This window comes from Micromonospora lutea, from assembly GCF_016863535.1.
Taxonomy (GTDB): domain Bacteria; phylum Actinomycetota; class Actinomycetes; order Mycobacteriales; family Micromonosporaceae; genus Micromonospora; species Micromonospora lutea.
Map to the genome: position 1 here is coordinate 1 of NZ_BOPB01000009.1, position 22,118 is coordinate 22,118.

A 22,118-nucleotide genomic window follows, 5' to 3' on the forward strand; every position below is an offset into this window, starting at 1 on the left:
GCGTCGCCGATCATGCAGTTGTGGTTGTCGAATCGTGCCGGTATGCCCCTTTTGGTAGGTGCCACAACTGCATGATCGCGGGGGGAGGGGGTGGGGGGTTATTGGGGGGAGGGTGGGGGGAGGGGGTGGGTATCATGGGTGGGCGGCGATGATCCGGCTATCACCGGGGAGCTTCCGGAAGAACGGCCGGGGGACCGGCTCAGTAGAACCGGACGGGTCCGGCCCGTCACAGCCGGCCTAACGAGCGGGCGGTTGTTTCTCGACCGTCAAGCGGGGTGGTACCGCGGGCCGTGGGACGTCGGTGACGGCGTACCGGAAGGCTCGTCCTCGCAGACCCACAGACAGTGAGCGTCAGCGAGGAGAGCGACCCCGATGGCCTATCCGTTGCACGACCCGACCGCCGGCGGCGTCCCGGCGAGCCCGGACCTGCCCGCGGTCGAGCGCCGGGTCCTGGAGCACTGGACGGCCGACAAGACCTTCGAGGCGTCGGTCGAGGCCAGGCCGGCCTCCAGCCGGCAGTCGGAAGCAGCACCGGGCGCCGCTGCCAGCGGCGGAGCCGCCGACAACGAGTACGTCTTCTACGACGGACCGCCGTTCGCCAACGGTCTGCCACACTACGGCCACCTGCTCACCGGGTACGTCAAGGACGTGGTGCCGCGTTACCAGACCATGCGTGGGCGGCGGGTGGAGCGACGCTTCGGGTGGGACTGCCACGGCCTGCCCGCCGAGGTGGTCGCCGAGAAGCAGCTCGGCATCACCAGCAAGGCGGAGATCCTCGACCTCGGCGTGGCCCGGTTCAACGAGGCGTGCCGCGCCTCGGTGCTGGAGTTCACCCAGGACTGGGAGCGTTACGTCACCCGGCAGGCGCGCTGGGTGGACTTCGCCAACGACTACAAGACCCTCGACCTGGACTACATGGAAAGCGTCATGTGGGCCTTCAAGACCCTGCACGACAAGGGTCTGGTCTACGAGGGCTTCCGGGTGCTGGCGTACTGCTGGCGGTGCGAGACGCCGCTGTCGAACACCGAGACCCGGATGGACGACGTCTACCGGGACCGGCACGACCCGACGCTGACGGTGTGGTTCGAGTTGACCGGCGACGAGTCCGCGCCGGAACTGGTCCGTGGGCCGGTGCGGCTGGGGGTGTGGACCACCACGCCGTGGACCCTGCCGTCGAACCTGGCGCTCGCCGTCGGTCCGGACATCGAGTACGCGGTGCTGGAACGCGACGGCGAGCGCTACGTCGTCGGCGCCGGGCGGGTGGCCGCGTACGCCAAGGAACTGGAGGGGTACGAGCAGCTCGGCACGGTTCGCGGCGCGGACCTGGTGGGGCGGCGGTACACGCCGCTCTTCGACTTCCTGGTGGAGCAGGCCGGGCCGAACGCGTACCAGGTGCTCGGGGCGGAGTTCGTGACCACCGAGGACGGCACCGGGATCGTGCACCTGGCTCCCGCCTTCGGTGAGGACGACCAGAACGTCTGCAACGCGGCCGGCATCCCGACCATCGTCACCGTCGACGACCACACCCGGTTCACCGCGCTGGTGCCGCCCTTCGAGGGCGAGCAGGTCTTCGACGTCAACAAGCCGGTGATCCGTCAGCTCAAGGAGCGGGGGGCGGTGCTCAAGCAGGACACCTACACCCACGCGTACCCGCACTGCTGGCGCTGCGACACCCCGCTGGTCTACAAGGCGGTGTCCTCGTGGTTCGTCGCGGTGACCAAGTTCAAGGACCGGATGGTCGAGCTGAACCAGGAGATCAACTGGACGCCCGGGCACATCAAGGACGGTTCGTTCGGCAAGTGGCTGGCCAACGCCCGGGACTGGTCGATCAGTCGGAACCGGTTCTGGGGTTCGCCGATCCCGGTGTGGAAATCGGACGACCCGAACTATCCGCGTCTCGACGTGTACGGCTCGCTGGCCGATATCGAGCGGGACTTCGGCGTACGCCTGACCGACCTGCACCGGCCGGCGGTGGACGAGCTGGTCCGCCCCAACCCGGACGACCCGACCGGCCGGTCCATGATGCGTCGGGTGCCGGAGGTGCTGGACTGCTGGTTCGAGTCCGGCTCGATGCCCTTCGCCCAGGTGCACTACCCGTTCGAGAACCGCGACTGGTTCGAGAGCCACTACCCGGGTGACTTCATCGTCGAGTACATCGGGCAGACCCGGGGCTGGTTCTACACCATGCACGTGCTGGCCACCGCGCTGTTCGACCGGCCGGCGTTCCGCAACTGCCTCAGCCACGGCATCCTGCTCGGCTCCGACGGGCGCAAGATGTCCAAGAGCCTGAGCAACTATCCGGACGTCTACCACGTCTTCGACTCCTACGGCTCGGACGCCATGCGCTGGATGCTGATGTCCTCGCCGGTGCTGCGGGGCGGGGACATGCCGGTCACCGAGGCGAGTGTGCGCGACGCCGTCCGGCAGGTGCTGCTGCCGTTGTGGAACGTCTGGTACTTCTTCTCGCTCTACGCCAACGCGGACTCCTACACCGCGCGGCGCCGGGTGGACAGCACGCACCTGCTCGACCGGTACGTGCTGGCGAAGACGAACGAGCTGGTGTCGACGGTCGGCGCGCAGATGGACGCGTACGACATCTCGGGCGCCTGCGCCACCGTGCGGTCCTACCTGGACGCGTTGACCAACTGGTACGTGCGGCGTTCCCGGGATCGCTTCTGGGCGGGCGACGCGGACGCGTTCGACACGCTGTGGACCGTGCTGGAGACGCTCTGCCGGGTGGTGGCGCCGCTGGCGCCGCTCACCGCGGAGGAGATCTGGCGTGGACTCACCGGCGAGCGGTCGGTGCACCTGACCGACTGGCCGGTGGCCGAGGAGTTCCCGGTCGACCATGAGCTGGTCGCCGCGATGGACGCGGTGCGTGCGGTGGCCTCCGCGACGCTGTCGCTGCGTAAGGCCAAGGGGCTGCGGGTGCGGCTACCGCTGCCGAAGCTGACCGTGGCCAGCCCGGCGGCCGGGCAGCTGCGGCCCTTCGCCGACCTGGTCGCCGACGAGGTCAACGTCAAGGAGGTCGTCTTCACCGACGACGTGTCGGCGTACTGCCAGCAGGTGTTGACGGTGGTGCCGCGAGCACTCGGACCCCGGGTCGGCAAGCAGGTGCAGCAGGTGATCAAGGCGGTCAAGGCGGGGGAGTGGGAGCTCCACGACGGTGCCCCGGTGGCTGCCGGGGTCACCCTCGCCGACGGCGAGTACGAGTTGCGACTGGTCGCCGCCGACGCCGAGCACTCGGCGCCGCTGCCCGGCGGGGAGGGGGTGGTGGTGCTGGACACCCTGGTCACCCCTGAACTCACCGCGGAAGGGGTGGCCCGGGACTTCGTCCGGGTGGTGCAGCAGGCGCGTCGGGACGCCGACTTCGGCGTTTCCGACCGGATCGTGGTGACCGCGTCGGCCTCCGACGAGGTTCGGGCGGCGGTGGCCGGGTACCGCGACTTCGTGGCTCGGGAGGTGCTGGCCGACAGCGTCGACTTCGCCGAGGGGATCGACGGTTTCGCCGGTGAGGTCGGCGAGGGTGTGCCCGTGACGGTCGTCGTTCGTCGCGTCTGAGTTGTCCGGAGGGGCCCCTTCCGCCCGGGGCCCCTCCCGGCCCGGCACTCAGCCAGCGGACCAGCCCGACCTCACGCACGCTGCCGTGGAGCGGTCCGCTACGGTGACACCGCCTCGTACCTCATTCGATCCGCCGGAGGACCAGTGCCGCTGCTCTACACCATCGGCAAGCTCACCGTGGGGCCCGCGATGCGGCTGGCGTTCCGTCCCACGGTGGAGGGGCTGGAGCACATCCCGGACAAGGGCGGCGCGATCTTCGCTGGCAACCACCTGTCGGTGGCCGACGAACTGTTCCTCGGCACGGTCGTGCCCCGGCACCTGGCGTTCTGGGCCAAGTCCGAGTACTTCACGGGTACCAGCATCAAGGGCCGCTTCTCCAAGTTCGTCCTCACCGGTCTCGGCGCGATCCCGGTGGAGCGGGCCGGCGGTCGCGCGGCGCTGGCCGCATTCGACGCGGCCATCCCGGCGCTCAAGGGCGGTGATCTGGTGGTCGTCTACCCGGAGGGCACCCGCTCGCCGGACGGGCGGCTGTACCGGGGGCGGACGGGGGCGGTCCGGCTCGCCATCGCCGCCGGCGTACCGATCATTCCGGTGGGCATGATCGGTACCGAGAAGGTGCAGCCGATCGGTGCCCGGGTGCCGCGTCCCTTCACCGGAAAGATCACCATCAGGTTCGGCAAGCCGCTCGATTTCACCGGTCGTCCGGACGACCGGCTGTCGCTGCGGCAGATGACCGACGAGATGATGGGCGAGATCCAGAAGCTCACCGGCCAGGAGTACGTCTCCCGCTACGCGCCGCCGCGAGCCCACCCGCCGGTCGCCGGGGAAGCCGACGCCGGCTGAGCCGTCACGCCGGGTGGAGCAGCCCTACGGAGATCAACCGTCCGTGGTGACGATCTGATTCCGCAGGGTGCCCAGTAGCCGCGAGCTGTCGTCCACCGAGAGCCCGGTGAAGACGCCGGTGGTGATGCTGCCGTGGTCCACCGAGGTGCACACCACTGCGCCGACACCGTCGGTGCGGCCCACGGCACAGCGCTCGTGACGACCCCGGACGCCGCTCTCCATCACCTGCGTCTCGCCGAGTCCGTACTGGTCGGTGAGGCGCTTCATCTCCGCGTCGGCGTCCGCCGACGGGGTGAGCCGGAAGCCGGTGCCGCCGAAGACGGTCACCCGCTTGCCGTTGCTCGTGTGGTAGATCCCGGCGAAGGTGTTCTCGGCCAGCAGGTGCGCCTCGCGCATCTGGGTCTCCAGTTGGCGCGCGTCGCGGGTGCTCCGGGGGTCCTCGCGCAGCCTCAGATCGGCCACCTGTTGCGGCAACGAGGCGCTCGCCGGGTACTGGCTGGTCATCGGCAGGCCGTAGTAGGCGGGGCAGCCGCAGCAGCAGGCCAAGGTCAGCAGCAGCAGCCACGGCCAGCGGCGGCGTTTGCGGACCGGTACCGGGACGTACCCCTGGGGCGGCTGCCAGCCGGGTGGGGGTGCGACGGGTCTGGCCTTCCGACCCCGCCGACCGCTCGTCGGCGGCGGTGCCGGGGGACCGATCGGAGCTGGCGGGTAGGGCCCGGGTGGCTGCGGCTGCCGCTGCGGCGCGACCGGGGGTGACGGAACCGGTGAGACCGGCGCCGGTGACACCGGGGGCGCCGGGGAGACCGGGGGTCCGGAGTACGGCCGGGTCGGCGGCGGGCTCGGGTAGGACAACGTCGGCGGCAGGGCGGGAAAATCGGTCGAGGGAAGTTCCCAACCGCTGGTGTCGACGCCGGCCCACGGATCGACCGGCGTCTGGTGCTCTGGCTGCGGCACCGGTGGAGCCGGCGGCGGCGTGGGTTCGGCCGACTCGCCCCAGCCGCGACGGCGTGGTGCTGCCGGCGGTACCGGTGCCGAGCCGCTCCACCGCGGCGTGGTCGTCTCGGGCGCGGACTCGGGCAGCATCCGGGTGCCCTGCGGACCAAGCTGCGGTTCCGCCGGGGCGGAGGGCTGCCCGTCGTCGGAGCCGGCTTCGCGAAGTGCCGCATCGGCGAGCGGGTCGACCCTGGAGGACGCCGCGTCGGCGAGCGGGTCAACTCTGGTGGGCGTCGCGTCGGCGAGGGGGTCGGCCCTGGTGGGCGTCGCGTCGGCGAGCGGGCCAACCGTGGTGGGTGGCATCTCGGCCGGCCCGCCGGTTTCGACGGGTGCGGTGTCGGCGTGCCCGGCGTCGGCTTGCTCGCTCCCGTCCGGGCTGGCCGACCGGTCGTCGGCCGGTGGTGGGTCGGTGGGCAGTTCGTGGGTGACCGCCGGCTCCCCGTCCCGGTGGTGATCCGGACGGCTCCCGTCGACCGGCCGGTCGGCTTCCGGCTGCGGCTCCGGCATCGCGGCAATCTCCTCTCACGCCGGTCCGAGGTTAGTACCGGTGTGCCACCGGCATCGAATCGGCCGTCCGCGCGGTGGACCAGGGGGGCCCGCCCCGAGGTCGCCGCGGGCTCGGCGTTCACCGAACGAGATCGCTCACTCACCGACCCGTCACGGCGACAGGTATGAGCGGGCGGGTATGAGCGGTCGGTGGTGGACGGGCGCGTACCCTTGGGCATCATGAGCGTCCCGTCCACCACTTCGCGTCCCGTCGCGGCAAACTCCGTGTGGCCCCAACTGGAGCCGCTGCTGCCCCAGGTGACAAAGCCCATCCAGTACGTCGGTGGTGAGCTGGGCGCGGTGGTCAAGGATTGGGACGCGGCGACCGTACGGTGGGCACTGATGTACCCCGACGCGTACGAGGTCGGCCTGCCCAACCAGGGCGTGCAGATCCTCTACGAGGTGCTCAACGAGCTGCCGGACACCCTCGCCGAGCGGACGTACGCGGTCTGGCCGGACCTGGAGAAGCTGATGCGCGCCCACGGGGTGCCGCAGTTCACCGTCGACGCCCACCGCGCGGTGCGCGACTTCGACCTGTTCGGTGTGTCGTTCTCCACCGAGCTGGGCTACACCAACCTGCTCACCGCGATCGACCTGGCCGGGATCCCGCTGCTCGCGGCCGACCGGACCGACGACGACCCGGTGATCGTGGCGGGTGGGCATGCCGCGTTCAACCCCGAGCCCATCGCCGACTTCGTCGACGCCGCCGTGCTCGGCGACGGCGAGGAGGCGGTCCTGGAGATCACCGGGATCGTCCGGGAGTGGAAGGCGGAGGGACGCCCCGGCGGGCGGGACGAACTGCTGCTGCGGTTGGCGCGTACCGAGAGCGTCTACGTGCCGCGCTTCTACGACGTGGACTACCTGCCGGACGGCCGGATCCAGCGGGTCGTGCCGAACCGGGCGGACGTGCCGTTCCGGGTGCACAAGCGCACGACGATGGACCTGGACGCCTGGCCGTACCCGAAGAAGCCGCTCGTTCCGCTGGCCGAGACGGTCCACGAGCGGTACGCGGTGGAGATCTTCCGAGGCTGTACGCGGGGTTGCCGGTTCTGTCAGGCTGGCATGATCACCCGGCCGGTCCGGGAACGCTCCATCACCACCGTGGGGCAGATGGTCCAGCAGGGGCTGGAGTTCTCCGGCTTCCACGAGGTGGGCCTGCTCTCGCTGTCGTCGGCCGACCACTCCGAGATCGGTGACATGTGCTCCGGCCTGGCCGAGCAGTACCAGGGCACCAACGTCTCGCTGTCGTTGCCGTCCACCCGGGTCGACGCGTTCAACATCGACCTGGCGCAGGAGCTGTCCCGCAACGGCCGCCGGACCGGTCTGACCTTCGCCCCGGAGGGCGGGTCGGAGCGGATCCGCAAGGTGATCAACAAGATGGTGTCCAAGGACGACCTCATCCGCACCGTGGTCACCGCGTACACCAACGGTTGGCGGCAGGTGAAGCTCTACTTCATGTGCGGGCTGCCGACCGAGACGGACGCCGACGTCCTGGAGATCGCCGACATGGCGCACGAGGTCATCCGGGCTGGGCGGGCCGCCACCGGCTCCAAGGACATCCGGTGCACCGTCTCGATCGGCGGGTTCGTGCCGAAGCCGCACACCCCGTTCCAGTGGGCCGCCATGGAACGGCCGGAGGTCATCGACCACCGGCTCAGGCTGCTCAAGCAGGCGATCAACGCGGACCGTTCGCTGGGCCGGGCGATCGGCTACCGCTACCACGACGGCGAGCCGTCGCTGATCGAGGGTCTGCTGTCCCGTGGTGACCGTCGGGTCGGCGCGGTGATCCGCCGGGTCTGGGAGAACGGCGGGCGGTTCGACGGCTGGAGCGAACACTTCTCGTACCAGCGTTGGGTGGACGCCGCAGCCGAGGTGCTGCCCGGCTTCGGGGTCGACCTCGACTGGTACACCACCCGCGAGCGCGACGAGCTGGAGGTCCTGCCCTGGGACCACCTGGACTCGGGCCTGGACAAGGACTGGCTCTGGCAGGACTGGCAGGACGCGCTCAGCGAGTACGAGCAGGACGACTGCCGGTGGACGCCCTGCTTCGACTGCGGCGTCTGCCCGGCGATGGACACCGAGATCCAGATCGGCCCGACCGGCCGGAAGCTGCTCCCGTTGACTCCGGTCAACGGTCTGAAGCTGCCCACCGGCGCGCAACAGTGACCCCGGCGGCCCAGGTGGGGTCCGACACCGAGGAGCAGGACGATCAGTAGGAAACCACAGCCCGAGGGCGGCCAGGCACCGGTCGTCCAACGCGTCCGGATCCGGTACGCCAAGCGTGGCCCGCTGCGGTTCACCTCGCACCGGGACTTCGCCCGGGCCTTCGAACGGGCGCTGCGCCGGGCCGGCGTACCGGTGGCCTTCTCGCAGGGTTTCACCCCGCACCCGAAGATCTCGTACGCCAGCGCGGCGCCGACCGGGGTCGCGAGCGAGGCGGAGTATCTGGAGATCGGCCTGCGTGAAGTGGTCGATCCGGAGCAGCTGCGGTCGGCCCTGGACGCGGCGCTCTCGCCCGGTCTCGACGTGCTCGACGCCGTGGTGGCCAGCGGGTCGAGCCTGCCCGACCGGATCGAGGCGTCGCACTGGCGGATCGAGCTGCCGCAGGTGCATCCGGATGTGCTGGCCAAGGCCGTGGCCCTCTTCACCGCTGCCGAAGAGGTACTGGTCGAACGAATGACCAAGCAGGGCCGGCGCACCTTCGACGCGCGTGCCGCAGTTGTCAAAATCGATGTGATCGCGGCACCGGCGACGCCTTCCGGGGAGCCGGCCGTACCGTGTGCGATACTCGAACTGGTCGTGCGGCAGGTCACCCCGTCCGTACGGCCCGATGACGTCCTTTCCGGCTTCCGCGTGGTGGCCGGCCTGGAGCCGCCGGTGGCCCCGAAGGTGATCCGGCTGGCTCAGGGCACGCTGACCGCGCAGGGTGCGATCGTGGATCCGCTGGACGCGGAACGCGACGGGGCAACCATCGGCGGGCGCTGACCGACGGTCGGCGTCCAGGCAGGCAGACTTCGCCGGCGTGCACCTCGTGCGCCCGGGGAAACACCTTTGCGGCAACCCTGCGTGGCAGCGCTCACCCGCGCCCGGGGAAGCCAGAACTGGAGAACGTCCATGCTCGAGAACGAGCCCGAGGGCAGCGAACGAACCGGCGCCAACCCGGCCGACGAGACCGCCGGGAACAGTACCGCCGAGACGGCCGGTGAGGTGACCAGCGCGCGCCAGTCACCGGACGCGGTCGAACCGGGCCCGGTCGCTGACCCGCCGCAGGAGATCGCCGGTGCCGCGAGTGGCACCGCTGACCTGGGTGGCGTCGCCGATCTGAGTGATGTGCCGCCCGTCGAGCCGGCGCCGCGCCGTCGGACCACCCGCCGCCGGGCCACCTCGGTCAGTCGGCCGGAGCAGACCGACGCGCCGGTGGAGGCGTCCGGCGCCGCGACGGTGGGTGTCGGGGAATCGCCCCAGGCCGAGGTCTTCGCCCCGGTCTCCGGTGACCTCGACACCGCGGCGAAGACGCCACGACGTCGTCGTAAGGCCACCGGGCAGAAGGCCGTCGAGGAGCCCGTGGCCGAGGCAGAGGTCGCCGAGAGCGACGTGGCGCCGCCGGCCAAGGTGACCCGCACCCGTCGCCGGAAGTCGACGGCCCCGGCCGTCGAACCGTCCGCCGACGTCACGACCGATCCTTCTGCCCAGGCCGAGCCGCCGCAGTCGCCCGCCGTCGAGGCGGATGCTGGTGTCGCGCCGGCAGCGGGGACCGACTTCGGCTCCGCAGCGCTGCCCGCCGAGGGCGTCGCCGACCTGGAACAGGCGGTCGAACCAGCCGAGGACGCCGAGCCGGTGGGATCCGTGGAGCCTGGGAGTTCGGTCGAGCCGACGGGTGCGGAGGTGACGCCGGCCGAGCCTGAAAGCCGGTCCCGCCGTCGGAAGGCCGCGCTCACCGCGCCCACGGTGTTGTTCATGGCCCCGGAAGAGGTGATCGCGGCCCGCGCCGCTGCCGCCCTGGCCGCCGAGGAGGAGCCTGCCGAGGAACCGGCCGAGCCGTCCCGGCGGCGCCGCCGGAGCCGGCGGGAGACCGAGCCGGCGGTGGCGACCGAGCCCGAGGAGGAACCCATCGCGGAGGCCGAGGAGGCCACCGAGGATGAGGAGGACGACGAGGAGACCGCAGGCGGTCGGCGTCGCCGTCGCCGGGGTCGTCGGGGCCGAGGTCGGGGCAAGGGCGGCGCCGATGACGGCGATGAGGTCGACGAGAGCGAGGCCGAGCGGATCGTTCAGGCCGAGACGGACGAGGCCGAGGCCGAATCCGAGTCCGACTCCGAGGAGGGGGACGAGGCCGAGGGCGACGGTATGACCCGTCGACGTCGTCGGCGGCGTCGCCGGGGCGCCGGTGACACCGACGGTGCCGCCGACGACGGCGTGCCCACCGTGGTGAAGATCAGGGAGCCGCGCCGGACGGTCGACGAGGTGCAGGGAGTCTCCGGCTCGACCCGGCTGGAGGCCAAGCGGCAGCGCCGTCGGGACGGTCGCGAGCAGCGTCGGACCCGACCGCCGATCCTCAGCGAGTCGGAGTTCCTGGCCCGCCGGGAGGCGGTCGACCGGGTGATGGCGGTGCGCCAACGCGGTGACCGGACCCAGATCGCCGTCCTGGAGGATGGCGTCCTGGTCGAGCACTACGTCACCCGCAGTTCCTCCGGCACCATGGCCGGCAACGTCTACCTCGGCAAGGTGCAGAACGTGCTGCCGAGCATGGAGGCGGCGTTCGTCGACATCGGCCGGGGTCGCAACGCGGTCCTGTACGCCGGCGAGGTCAACTGGGACACCACCGGTCTGGAGGGGAGAGCCCGCTCGATCGAGCAGGCACTCAAGTCCGGTGACTCGGTGCTGGTGCAGGTCACCAAGGATCCGATCGGGCACAAGGGAGCCCGGTTGACCAGTCACATCGCGCTCTCCGGCCGGCACCTGGTCTACGTACCCGGTGGCAACGCCTCCGGGATCAGCCGCAAGCTGCCGGACACGGAGCGGAAGCGGCTGCGTGACGCGCTGAAGAAGCTCGTGCCCGACGGTGCCGGAGTGATCGTCCGGACCGCGGCCGAGGGCGCCAGTGAGGACGAACTGGCCCGGGACGTCAAGCGGCTCCAGGCGCAGTGGGAGGACATTCAGGCCAAGGCCGCCGAGGGCGGTGCACCGGTGCTCCTCTACCAGGAGCCGGACCTGGTGATCCGGGTGGTCCGCGACCTGTTCAACGAGGACTTCCGCGAACTGGTCATGGAGGGCGACGAGGCGTACGACATGGTCGAGTCGTACCTGACGCACGTGTCGCCGGACCTGGTTGCGCGGCTGCGCCGGCACGTGGGCACCAAGGACGTCTTCGCCGAGTACCGCATCGACGAGCAGATCCTCAAGGGTCTCGACCGCAAGGTCTTCCTGCCCTCCGGCGGACACCTGGTGATCGACCGGACCGAGGCGATGACGGTGGTCGACGTGAACACCGGCAAGTACACCGGTGCCGGCGGCAACCTGGAGGAGACGGTCACCCGTAACAACCTGGAGGCGGCTGAGGAGATCGTCCGGCAGCTGCGGCTGCGGGACATCGGCGGGATTGTCGTGATCGACTTCATCGACATGGTGCTGGAGTCGAACCGGGAACTGGTGCTGCGCCGGCTGACCGAGTGCCTTGGCCGGGACCGTACCAAGCACCAGGTCACCGAGATCACCTCGCTGGGTCTGGTGCAGATGACCCGGAAGCGGATCGGTGCCGGGCTGCTGGAGGCGTTCAGCGAGACCTGCGAGTGCTGCAAGGGTCGGGGCCTGGTCATCCACACCGAGCCGGTGCCGGAGAAGCCGCGCTCCGGTGGCCCGGAGAAGGTCAAGGCGGTCGCCTCGGCCGGTGCTCCGGCGGCCGAGCAGACGAACGGATCCTCCCGGCGCCGCGCGCGCAAGAGTGCCGCCTCGGCGGAGCGGACCGTGGTGGAGGTCACCGAGAGCGACACCACGAGCAGCACCGACGCCGACCTTCACGACACCATGGGCTACGACCTGTCGCGTTACGAGACAGACACCCCGGCGGGGCCGGACATCGTCGACAGCCAGCAGGGCGAGTCGGCACGGCTCGCCGCTCCGGACGACCCGGACGCGCTCGGCGAGGCCGACGAGGAGGAGGGCGGCGAGAACGGCACCGGTCGGCGTCGTTCCCGTCGCGGAGGCGCACGTCGGCGTACCCGGCCCTGACGGCGGTAGAAGCCAGCGCCCGGTGACGGGCAGATGACGAGCGGCAGGCCCGTCCGGTGGTGATGTCCGCCGGGCGGGCCGTCCCGTATCGTCGATGAGCGGTCGCCGCGGCCCGGCCCGGGCACGCTGGCCTGTCTTCGTGCGTCCGGCACGCGGCGGGTGGACGCGGCCGCCGGAGGAGGAGACGATGCGCCGACCGCTCGCCGTCACCGTGGTCATCGCCGCGCTGTTCGCCGGCACCGCCTGCTCGGCCGAGCGCCGCGTTGCGGACGAGCCGGCCGCCCCGGTCTCGACGGGCGTGGACGTCACCACCGGCCCGGCGACGCCCAGCCCCGAACCGGTGGCGACCCCCGCTTCCGGAGCGGCGGGTGGAAACGCCCCACAGGTCTGTGCCGCCGCGCAACAGGCCAGCGGTGACGCGGGCAAGAAGTACGTCGAGCAGTTGGCCGCGATGGTCACCGCGACCGGCGCGGGTGACACCGCCGGCGCGGCGGCGGCCGGCAGGCGGGCCGAGGCGGCGCTGTCCGACTGGGCGAAGGCGCTCGCAGCGCAGGCGACACGCGCCGACGACCAGCAGCTCAAGAAGCTGCTGAGGGAGTTGTCGACCGAGGTCGACCGGCTCGGCACCGACGTCGAGGCGCTTGAGAGAGCCTCGCTCGACAGGTTGCAGCAGCGCCTCGACCAACTCTGCGCCCGCTGACCGTCCGGCCCGGTTTGGGTCCCGGCCCGACCATGGCGTACGCTAACCTGCGGCGCACTTTGGTGTGCCGAGTTCCCGCGTGCCCGCGCCGCCGTGCTTCTGCTGCCCGGCGAGCCGCCGTGGGGACGACCGCCAGCAGCCTCAACGACAGGGAGTCCGCCTCCGATGTACGCGATCGTCAAGACCGGCGGCAAGCAGTACAAGGTCGCCGAGGGCGACGTGATCGAGGTCGAGAAGCTCACCGGTGCCCCCGGTGACGCGGTGAAGCTCGCCGCGGTGCTCCTCGTCGACGGTGACGACCTGGTGACCGACGCGGCGAAGCTCGCTCAGGTCGAGGTGTCCGGCGAGATCGCCGCGCACACCAAGGGCCCGAAGATCCGGATCCACAAGTTCAAGAACAAGACCGGCTACCACAAGCGCCAGGGTCACCGCCAGCCGTTGACCCAGGTCAAGGTGACCGGCATCTCCAGCGGGAAGTAGGTCGTCCTCCAATGGCTCACAAAAAGGGTGCGTCCAGCTCGCGTAACGGTCGTGACTCCGCGGCCCAGCGACTCGGCGTGAAGCGCTTCGGTGGTCAGGTCGTCAGCGCGGGTGAGATCCTCATCCGTCAGCGTGGCACCAAGTTCCACCCCGGTGACCTGGTTGGCCGCGGCGGAGACGACACGCTCTTCGCGCTGGCCGCCGGTGCGGTCCAGTTCGGCACCAGGCGCGGTCGCAAGACCGTCAGCATCGTGCCGCAGCAGTAGCTCTCCGGCGTAAGCGGGCCGTGGACCTGATGTCCCCGGCCCGCTTCGTCTTTTCTCGTGCGGGGCGGGACCCTGCTGGAAGGATTACGGCGTGACAACGTTCGTTGACCGGGTCGTCCTGCACCTGCAGGCCGGCGACGGCGGGCACGGCTGTGTCTCGATCCACCGGGAGAAGTTCAAGCCGTTCGGTGGCCCGGACGGCGGCAACGGCGGGCACGGCGGCAGCGTCTCCCTGGTGGTGGACCCGCAGGTGCACACACTGCTCGACTTCCACTTCCGTCCGCACGTCAAGGCGGAGAACGGGCGGGGCGGCGCGGGATCGAACCGGGACGGCGGAAACGGCGCCGACCTGGTGCTCAAGGTGCCGGACGGGACGGTCGTGCAGACCACCGATGGCACCGTGCTGGCCGACATGGTCGGTGCCGGCACCACCTTCGAGGTGGCCCGGGGTGGCCGGGGTGGCCGGGGCAACGCCTCACTGGCCAACGCGCGCCGCAAGGCGCCCGGCTTCGCCGAGCTGGGTGAGCCGGGCGAGCAACTGGACGTGGTGCTGGAGCTGAAGAGCGTCGCCGACGTCGGTCTGGTGGGCTTCCCGTCGGCCGGGAAGTCGTCGCTCATCTCGGTGATCTCCGCTGCCAAGCCGAAGATCGCCGACTACCCGTTCACCACGTTGGTGCCGAACCTCGGCGTCGTCCGGCTCGACAACCACACCTTCACCGTCGCCGACGTGCCCGGGCTGATCCCGGGCGCTGCCACCGGCAAAGGGCTGGGGTTGGAGTTCCTCCGGCACGTCGAGCGCTGTGCCGTGCTGGTGCACGTCGTCGACACCGCCACGCTGGAGCCGGGGCGGGACCCGTTGGCCGACATCGACACCATCGAGGCGGAGCTGGCCGAGTACGGCGGGTTGGCCGACCGGCCTCGGCTGGTCGCGCTGAACAAGGTCGACGTGCCGGACGGTCGCGACCTCGCCGAGATCGTCCGACCCGACCTGGAAGCGCGTGACCTGCGGGTCTTCGAGGTCTCCGCAGCTACCCGGGAAGGGCTCAAGGAACTCACGTACGCGATGGCGGAGCTGGTGGAACAGTCGCGTGCCGCGACGCCGTCGGCCGAACCGACCCGGGTCGTGATCCGACCGAAGGCGGTCGACGACGCCGGCTTCACCATCGAGGCCGAGGCTGACGGCTCCTACACCGTGCGCGGTACCCGACCTCAGCGCTGGGTGCGTCAGACGAACTTCGACAATGACGAGGCGGTCGGCTACCTCGCCGACCGGCTGGCCCGTCTCGGCGTCGAGGAGCAGTTGGTCAAGGCGGGTGCCCAGCCCGGCGACCTGGTTCGCATCGCCGAGCGGGAGTTCGACTGGCAGCCGACCCTCTACGCCGGTGCCGAGTTCGTCCCGGGTGCCCGGGGTCGTGACGTCCGCTTGGAGGAGAAGCCGACCCGGGCCAGTGCGGCCGAGCGTCTCGCGGCCCGCAAGGCACGGCGGCAGCGACCGGCCGACGAGATCGCGCCGACGTCCGACGACGGCAACGACGCCGAGTAGCTCGATGGGCCGCTGGGTGAAGCGGTCGGAATGATCACGGTCGGTCGAACGGCCGGTCGAGGCGACCGTCGCTGCCACCGGCCCGCGCCGACAGTAGCAGCCCGAGCAGAATCATCCCGAGGCCCAGTCCCAGGTGCAGCCAGTTGTCCGCGTCGTTGAGCGGGACGAAGTTCGCGGTGCTCTCCTCGCCGACGGCCAGACCGTAGATCCACAACCCGAGATAGAGCACACCACCTCCCACGAGGTAGACGCGGGCACCGGCCACGGTGCGGGCCAGCAGCAGCCCGGCCACACCGAAGCCGAGATGCAGCAGGTTGTGCAGGACCGAGACCTGGAACACACCGAGGAGCCGGGCCTCGGAGTGGTGACCGGCGAAGGTCATGCCGCCGTAGCCGGTGGTGATGCCGGGCACGAACCCGAGGACCCCGATCAGCAGGAACACTCCCGCCACGACCAGGGCGGCGAGCTGGACCCGGGTTCGTGTGGCCCGGCCGCCGACTGACCGACGCGCCATCGATGTCACCTCCGTGGATCGCGGGACCGACCTCGCGACGGTCTGACAGGTAGACGGCCACGCTTCGTGACGTGAGTCGTCCCGCCGATCCTTCATCTTGTCGTCCGGTCCGGTAGTCCCGCAGAGAAATCCAGGATCGAGCATGGGAGGCCGATCGCAGGGTAGGTCAATCAGCGGCGGCGACATCGTCGGCCGCACCCCCAACACCCGCGACGATCCCGCAGCGGAAGGGACATCATGACCTACGATCTGTCATCCACCCCCAGGACTCACGAGCCCGATTCGACGAACGGCAGCGGCGTCCGCGAACAGGCCCGCCAGGTCGGCTCGGAGGCCGTGCACGCCGGTGGAGCGGTGGCCGAGACTGCCCGTGAGCAGGGTCGGGAGGTTGGCCGGGAGACCGCCCGCCAGGCCCGCGACCTGTACGGCGAGGCTCGTACGCAACTCGCCGGTCAAGCCGGGGAGCAGCAGCGACGTGCCGCCGGTGGCCTGCGCTCGCTGGCCGACGAGATGCGTTCGATGGCCGACAACGGAGGCCAGGCCGGCCCGGTGAGCGAACTCGCCCGTCAGGCGTCCGACCGGGTACACGGTGTGGCTGGCTGGCTGGAGCAGCGCGAACCCGGCGACCTGCTCACCGAGGTACGCGACTACGCACGCCGCAACCCTGGCACCTTCCTGGTCGGCGCGGCCCTGCTCGGTGTGGTCGCCGGCCGGCTCACCCGCAACCTCTCCGGGAGTGGCGACGACCGTCCCGGCCATGCCTCCACCGATGACCCGTACGGCGACCCCGACCGGACCATGGCCCTGCCGACGCAGGCTCCGCCGCCCGCGTCGCCCGTCGGGTCGGCGGGTCTGTCCGCTGCGGGCAACCCCGACCCGCGTGCCGAACCTACCGGCTTCCAGCCGATCGACGAGAACCCCTCTGGCACCGGCACGCCGCTGCCTCCGGTGGACCGGACCGACCCGCTGCCGGGTATGCCGTCGAGCGGAGCCACGCGCCCATGAGAACCCCTGATCATCCGAAGGGAGGCGACGGCATGACCGTGCCGACGCACGGTTCCGGAGCGGACGCTCGGAACCATCACCCGCCCTCCGCAGAGGAGGTTCGGGGCAGCTCCATCGGTGAGCTGATGCGCCAGGTCACCAGCGATCTGTCGACGCTGATGCGGCAGGAGGTGGAGCTGGCGAAGGCCGAGATCCGCCAGGAGGGGAAGAAGGCGGGCAAGGCCGCCGGCCTGTTCGGCGGTGCCGGCTTCGGTGCGTACATGGTCGCCCTGTTTCTCTCCCTGGCGCTCTGGGCCGGCCTGTCCAACGTGATGGACGCCGGTTGGGCGGCGCTGATCGTGGCCATCATCTGGGCGACGATCGCGGCGCTGCTCTACACGATGGGCCGCCGGAATGCGGAGCGCATCCGCGGGCTCAAGCAGACCAACGAAACCGTGCAGCGCATCCCCGACGCGCTCAAGCCACATCCGGAGGGAGTGACCCGATGAGCACTGACCCCGCCCAGATCCGTCGGGAGATCGAAGTCACCCGCGACAACCTGAGTTCTGATGTGGACGCCCTGGCGTACAAGGTCAGCCCGGGCCGCATCGTCGATGATCGAAAGCAGCGGGTGCGTACCGCGTTGCAGAATGTGAGGGACACGGTAATGGGAACCGCATCCGATCTCGGCCAGCAGACCAGCCGGAGTGCCCATTCGGCCGGCGATCGTGCCGCCGCGACCGCGTCCGCGGTCGGCGACGCCGCGCACTCGGCCGCCTCGGCCGTCGGTGACGCGGCACATCGCGCCCCGCAGCTCATCCGGCGCAAGTCCGAGGGAAACCCACTGGCTGCCGGCCTCATCGCCTTCGGCGTCGGCATGCTCGTCTCCTCGCTCATCCCGCCCACCCAGCGTGAGCAGCAACTGGCCACCCAGGCCCGGGAGAAGGCCGGTGAGCATGGTTCGGCGGTGACCGAGAAGCTGAGCCAGGTGGCGAGCGAGATGAAGGAGGAACTGCGCGAGCCGGCGCAACAGGCTGCTGAGTCGGTGAAGGCCACCGCGCAGGACGCCGTGCAGACCGTGACCGACGACACGCGGTCTGCGGCTCACGACGTGAAGGGCCAGGTAGAGCACTCCCGGGACCACGTGCGCTGACCGGGCAGCACCCTCAGCCGGTGGTCGCGGGTCCGTCCCGCGCACCGAAAGCGGCGTCGGTGTCAGCCAGACGAGGGCTCTTCCTCGGGCAACCCGATGGAGGAGCCCTCGCTGTCATCCCGTTTCGGGGCTGCCATGCCGGGTAGCGCCTCCAACGGCGGTCGGGCAACCGGCCGCCCAGGGCGGAGGAGGGCGCGATGAGGAGCAACGCAACGAGGCTGGCTGCGGTGGGTGCCGCGACCGTGACCGCGATCGGCGTCGGCCGTGCGGTACGTCGACGACGGCGGCGGCATCAGCCCCACCGGGAGGACGGCTGGTATGTGGTCCGGCGCGGGGTGACGGTCGACCGGCCGGTCGAAGCGGTGATCGGCTTCTGGAGGGAACGCGAGCGGCTCGACCGTGCCCTGGCCGAGCGGGCGACCCTGGAGCAGATCGACGGAAACCGGTGGCGGTGCGTGTCGCGCGATCCGGACAGCGGCGACACCGAATGGCAGGCCGAGATCACCGTGACCGGTCCGGGCCGGTTGCGTTGGCAGGTCATCGGCGGTCCGAAGCAGCAGGGCACGGTGGAACTGGCGCCCGCACCACAGGGCCGAGGTACGGAGATCCGCGCGGAGCTGAGGTACCGCTCCGGCCCGCTGCGCCGGGCTCTCGGCCTGGCCAGCGGTGACGAGCCTGACCTGCGGCTGCGGGACACGCTGCGCCGGGTCAAGTCGCTGATCGAGTGCGGTCAGGTCGTCGAGACCCGGCGGGACCCGTCCGGACGGAGTCGGGCACAGGAACGCACCACCGACGAGATCCGGGAGCGGCTGGCGATGGGAGGTCGGGCGTGAGGGCGCTGTGCTGGGAGGGTGTCGGCAAGCTGAAGGTACGCGACGTGCCGGAGCCGCGCGTACGCGCCGACGGCGACATCATCGTCCAGGTCCGGTCCAGCAGCGTCTGCGGTTCGGACCTGCATCTGATCAACGGCTTCATCCCCGCCATGCGGGAGGGAGACATCCTGGGCCACGAGTTCATGGGCGAGGTGGTCGAGGTCGGGCCCGGGGTACGGCGGTTGGCTGTCGGCGACCGCGTGGTGGTCGGCTCGGTGGTGGCCTGCGGTGGCTGCTGGTACTGCCGGACCGAGCAGTATTCGCTCTGCGACAACTCGAATCCGCAGCCGGTCTTCGCGGAGAAGCTGTGGGGGCACTCGCCGGCCGGCATTCTCGGCTACTCGCACGCGGCCGGGGGCTACTCCGGCAGCCACGCGGAGTACGTGCGGGTGCCGTTCGGCGACATCGGGGCGTTCAAGGTGCCCGACGGGGTGTCCGACGACGCGGCGGTCTTCGCCTCGGACGCCATGCCGACCGGTTGGATGGCGGCCGACTTCTGCAACCTCACCGGTGGCGAGGTGGTCGCGGTGTGGGGGGCCGGGGGAGTCGGCCAGATGGCCGCCCGAGCCGCGCAGTTGCTCGGTGCCGGCCGGGTCATCATGGTCGACCGGCTACCCGAGCGGCTGGCCACCGCAACCGACCGGCTCGGCGTGGAGACCGTCAACTACGCCGAGACCGACGTGCTGGAGGCGCTGCGCGAGATGACCTCCGGGCGCGGACCTGACGCCTGCATCGACGCGGTGGGCATGGAGTCCCACGACGTCGGCCCGGTGTACGCCTACGACAAGGCCAAGCAGAGCGCCCGCCTGCAGACCGACCGGCCGACCTCCGTTCGGCAGGCCATCATGGCGGCACGCAAGGGCGGCACGGTCAGCATCGTCGGCGTCTACGCCGGACTGGTGGACAAGTTCCCGCTGGGTGCGGCGATGAACAAGGCCCTGGTGCTGCGGATGGGGCAGATGCACGCCCAGCGGTACATTCCGATGCTGCTCGACCGGCTCGCCGCCGGGGAGATGGACCCCGGTTACCTGGCTACCCATCCCTTGCCGCTGGAGCAGGGCGCACGCGGCTACGAGATGTTCGAGAAGAAGCAGGACGGCTGCCTGCGCACGGTGCTGCACCCGGCCTGATCTCCGTCCCGCCACCGGTGACCCCGGTGGCGGGACGGCTGGCCGGTGGGCCGGCCCGAGCGCGAGGGCTCAGTCGGTGCGCCGCACGGCGGTGACCACGAAACCGCTGCCCGGCAGCGCCGGCATCCGACTCAGGTCCACCGCGAGGTCCTGCGGCGGTACGTCGTAGCGGATGACGTCGGTCAGCACGGTGACCGCCCGCTTCATGAGTTCGATGGTGATCCACTCGCCGGCACAGCGGTGCCCGGTGAGATGACCCCCGCCACCCTGTGGCACCAGCGCGAACGGGTCACCCCGCCAACCGGCGAAGCGCTCGGGCCGGAACTGTTCCGGCTCCGGCCACAGCTCCGGATGGTGATCGGTGCCGTAGAGGTCCAGCAGCACCCGCCGACCCTGCGGGAAGTGGTATCCGTGCCAGTCGAAGGCACGCCGGACCCGGGCCGCGGCCACCGGGAAGAACGGATAGTAGCGGCGCACCTCCTGCACGAACTGTTCGATGGCGTCTTCGTCGCGTACCCGCTGCCGCCAGGCGGGATGGTCGTGCAGGGCCAGCGCGGCGAAGACCACGAACCGGGCCACGGCGACGGTCGGACGGATCACGTTGAGCAGCTCCACCGCGGCGATCCGGCGAGGCAGCAGGCGTCCCTCGGTGTCGCGGTGCTCGGCGATCACACGCAGGGCGGTGTCCTCGGGCGCGGACAGCGAGCCGCCGCGTATCCCTTCGACGAGGTCACCGGCCCAGTGCTCGCTTCGCTTCCGGCCCAACCGGCCACGCCAGTGGCGGTGGCTGACCGACGCGGCGCTGTCGATCATGGCTTGTAGGTCAGTGGTACGCCGATCCAACTCGCCTTCGGCCAGCGGCACCCCCGCCCAGGCACAGACCGCCCGGGTCAGCATCGACGCGACCTCGGGGTGCAGGGTCACCGTCCCGGCCAGTTCCCAGGCGGGCAACCGGGCCCGCCACTCGTCGGTGAAGAGCTGTCCGAGCCGCTGGACCGCAGTCGGTGTCATCAGCGACAGGAACATGGCCTTGCGGTCGTGGTGGGCGTCGCCGTCGAGGCCCTGGACGCCGCCCCGACCGGTCAGTGTCCGCTGGCCGCGGGCCGGCATGGCACCCTCCCGCATGAACCGGTCGGTGTCATAGAAGAGCTCGGCGGCGGCCCGGCCCCGCATGCAGATCGTCGGTGTCAGCAGCAGACGGGTCTGGATGATGTCGGAGCCGTACCGCTCGCATCGCTGCCCGATGAACGGGTAGCCGATCCGCAGGAAGGCCAGCGTGCTGTCCGGGCTGCGGTCCGTCGGGATGGTCGCCATCAGGCCCCCTGCTGCCGGGCGCGGCCGTCGCCGGGCCGTTCGTCGGTCGCACGTTGTGTTTCTACCCAGGTCAGGGCGGCTGAACCCCGGTTGCGGGACGCGGCCGTCGCCGACCGGCCGGGCTGTCCGCTGCTGGCCCCTCCCAGGACCGGGTGAGCCTGGTTTGCTTGACAGCGGCGGCGTCGCCGGCCCGCTGTGCATGGCGGTCATCCGGCTCGGGCCCGATTTGTTGTCCGTGCGCCGCCGATCAGCGTTCGGCGTGCCACGGGGAGGACTGATGCGGGACAACCAAGCGACATACTGGCGGCGGTGGATGACCGGGGTGTCCGGTGCGGAACGGCCGCCGCTGGTGGCGCCGCCCCGCCAACCGTCCCGCGCCGACCGTCACTTCACCGTGCATCTCGGCTTCGTCGCCGTCGACCTCGTCACCGCCCGTGAGACGGCCGTCGGGTACGCCGAGGCGTTGAGTGTTCTCCGACCCGAGCTGGCGATCGGTGCCTCCGCGCTGTCACCGGCCGATGCCTGGCAGCGTGCGGAGCGGCTGTTCTGCGGGGCACTCGGGCCGGACGGCGAGCGTTGCGTCGACGTCGCCGGCCACCCAGGCTTCCATCACGCGCCCGGGCCCGGTGGCCTCGGCTGGGGTGACGGTGACCGTGGCTAGGTGCGATGTCCAGGAACGTCGGCCCGGATGAACATTCCTGGACACCGCACTCGGGCTCAGTCCAGGTCGAATTCGCCGTCCTGGGCACCGGCGACGAAGGCGTCCCATTCGGCCTGGGTGAACACCAGCACCGGGCCGTCCGGTTCGGCGGAATTGCGCATGCCGATGAGATCGTCGACGAAGGCGACCTCCACCGCGGCCTCCGAGGTGTCGCCCTCGGCCCGTTGCCAGACCGCCCGGGAGAGGTCGAAGTCACCCTTGGGGTGCGCTGTCATGGTCCCGTCCTCCAGTACCAGGGGAAATGGGGAAGCCCGTTCGTTCCCTCATCGGGCA

The 22,118-nt window shown here is 70.8% G+C and carries 19 protein-coding genes; 15 read left to right on the forward strand and 4 right to left on the reverse strand.

Annotation, left to right across the window (positions count from 1 at the left end):
- Positions 1-372: 372 nt before the first annotated feature.
- The gene (gene ileS / locus Vlu01_RS07905) at positions 373-3,561 is read left to right on the forward strand and encodes an isoleucine--tRNA ligase (RefSeq protein WP_203996058.1); all 3,189 of its coding nucleotides are present in this window, start codon (positions 373-375) and stop codon (positions 3,559-3,561) included.
- 144 nt (positions 3,562-3,705) lie between these two features.
- Positions 3,706-4,404, forward strand: coding sequence for a lysophospholipid acyltransferase family protein (locus tag Vlu01_RS07910; protein WP_203996060.1), 699 nt, complete (start codon positions 3,706-3,708; stop codon positions 4,402-4,404).
- A 33-nt stretch (positions 4,405-4,437) separates the two neighbouring features.
- Here the strand turns inward: Vlu01_RS07910 and Vlu01_RS27485 are convergent, their stop codons facing one another.
- Positions 4,438-5,487, reverse strand: coding sequence for a hypothetical protein (locus Vlu01_RS27485; protein ID WP_444543439.1), 1,050 nt, complete (start codon positions 5,485-5,487; stop codon positions 4,438-4,440).
- 636 nt (positions 5,488-6,123) lie between these two features.
- Here Vlu01_RS27485 and Vlu01_RS07920 point away from each other — a divergent pair.
- The 7 genes from Vlu01_RS07920 (at position 6,124) to obgE (ending at position 15,157) form a co-directional block, all read left to right on the forward strand.
- Positions 6,124-8,109: a TIGR03960 family B12-binding radical SAM protein gene (locus tag Vlu01_RS07920; protein WP_203996063.1), complete on the forward strand. Its 1,986-nt coding sequence runs from the start codon at positions 6,124-6,126 to the stop codon at positions 8,107-8,109.
- A 99-nt stretch (positions 8,110-8,208) separates the two neighbouring features.
- Positions 8,209-8,928 (forward strand): TIGR03936 family radical SAM-associated protein, encoded by a 720-nt coding sequence (locus Vlu01_RS07925; RefSeq protein WP_203997023.1) that lies wholly within the window; start codon positions 8,209-8,211, stop codon positions 8,926-8,928.
- 129 nt (positions 8,929-9,057) lie between these two features.
- Positions 9,058-12,168, forward strand: a complete 3,111-nt coding sequence (locus Vlu01_RS07930; protein WP_203996065.1) for an Rne/Rng family ribonuclease — start codon at positions 9,058-9,060, stop codon at positions 12,166-12,168.
- A 187-nt stretch (positions 12,169-12,355) separates the two neighbouring features.
- Positions 12,356-12,868: a hypothetical protein gene (locus Vlu01_RS07935; RefSeq protein ID WP_203996066.1), complete on the forward strand. Its 513-nt coding sequence runs from the start codon at positions 12,356-12,358 to the stop codon at positions 12,866-12,868.
- A gap of 165 nt (positions 12,869-13,033) precedes the next feature.
- Positions 13,034-13,348 (forward strand): 50S ribosomal protein L21, encoded by a 315-nt coding sequence (rplU, locus tag Vlu01_RS07940; protein ID WP_093407572.1) that lies wholly within the window; start codon positions 13,034-13,036, stop codon positions 13,346-13,348.
- An 11-nt stretch (positions 13,349-13,359) separates the two neighbouring features.
- Positions 13,360-13,614: a 50S ribosomal protein L27 gene (gene rpmA / locus Vlu01_RS07945; protein WP_091197044.1), complete on the forward strand. Its 255-nt coding sequence runs from the start codon at positions 13,360-13,362 to the stop codon at positions 13,612-13,614.
- Between the two features lie 91 nt (positions 13,615-13,705).
- Complete coding sequence (obgE, locus tag Vlu01_RS07950; RefSeq protein WP_203996069.1) at positions 13,706-15,157, forward strand: GTPase ObgE; 1,452 nt, start codon at positions 13,706-13,708, stop codon at positions 15,155-15,157.
- A gap of 34 nt (positions 15,158-15,191) precedes the next feature.
- On the opposite strand, the gene Vlu01_RS07955 is transcribed toward obgE, so the two are convergent.
- Positions 15,192-15,671: a DUF4383 domain-containing protein gene (locus tag Vlu01_RS07955; RefSeq protein WP_203996071.1), complete on the reverse strand. Its 480-nt coding sequence runs from the start codon at positions 15,669-15,671 to the stop codon at positions 15,192-15,194.
- Between the two features lie 237 nt (positions 15,672-15,908).
- On the opposite strand from Vlu01_RS07955, the gene Vlu01_RS07960 reads away from it, so the two are divergent.
- From Vlu01_RS07960 to Vlu01_RS07980, 5 genes are all read left to right on the forward strand, one after another.
- A complete protein-coding gene (locus tag Vlu01_RS07960) occupies positions 15,909-16,676 on the forward strand; it encodes a hypothetical protein (RefSeq protein ID WP_203996073.1) in 768 nt (255 codons plus the stop codon).
- Positions 16,677-16,708: 32 nt separating this feature from the next.
- The gene (locus Vlu01_RS07965) at positions 16,709-17,164 is read left to right on the forward strand and encodes a phage holin family protein (protein ID WP_203996083.1); all 456 of its coding nucleotides are present in this window, start codon (positions 16,709-16,711) and stop codon (positions 17,162-17,164) included.
- Positions 17,161-17,808, forward strand: coding sequence for a DUF3618 domain-containing protein (locus Vlu01_RS07970; RefSeq protein WP_203996085.1), 648 nt, complete (start codon positions 17,161-17,163; stop codon positions 17,806-17,808). The genes Vlu01_RS07965 and Vlu01_RS07970 overlap by 4 nt, the downstream gene beginning before the upstream one ends.
- A 197-nt stretch (positions 17,809-18,005) precedes the next feature.
- Entirely contained in the window at positions 18,006-18,641 is a 636-nt protein-coding gene (locus Vlu01_RS07975) for an SRPBCC family protein (RefSeq protein WP_203996087.1), read from the forward strand.
- On the forward strand, positions 18,638-19,810 hold the full coding sequence (locus Vlu01_RS07980; protein ID WP_203996092.1) for a zinc-dependent alcohol dehydrogenase: 1,173 nt from the start codon (positions 18,638-18,640) through the stop codon (positions 19,808-19,810). The genes Vlu01_RS07975 and Vlu01_RS07980 overlap by 4 nt, the downstream gene beginning before the upstream one ends.
- A 69-nt stretch (positions 19,811-19,879) precedes the next feature.
- Here the strand turns inward: Vlu01_RS07980 and Vlu01_RS07985 are convergent, their stop codons facing one another.
- Positions 19,880-21,124 carry a cytochrome P450 gene (locus tag Vlu01_RS07985; RefSeq protein ID WP_203996093.1) on the reverse strand — a complete coding sequence of 415 codons (1,245 nt, stop codon included), beginning with the start codon at positions 21,122-21,124 and terminating at the stop codon, positions 19,880-19,882.
- Positions 21,125-21,401: 277 nt separating this feature from the next.
- Between Vlu01_RS07985 and Vlu01_RS07990 the strand changes: the two genes are divergently transcribed.
- Positions 21,402-21,785, forward strand: coding sequence for a hypothetical protein (locus Vlu01_RS07990; protein WP_203996094.1), 384 nt, complete (start codon positions 21,402-21,404; stop codon positions 21,783-21,785).
- Between the two features lie 56 nt (positions 21,786-21,841).
- On the opposite strand, the gene Vlu01_RS07995 is transcribed toward Vlu01_RS07990, so the two are convergent.
- Positions 21,842-22,060, reverse strand: a complete 219-nt coding sequence (locus Vlu01_RS07995; protein WP_093407559.1) for a DUF397 domain-containing protein — start codon at positions 22,058-22,060, stop codon at positions 21,842-21,844.
- Positions 22,061-22,118 lie beyond the last annotated feature (58 nt).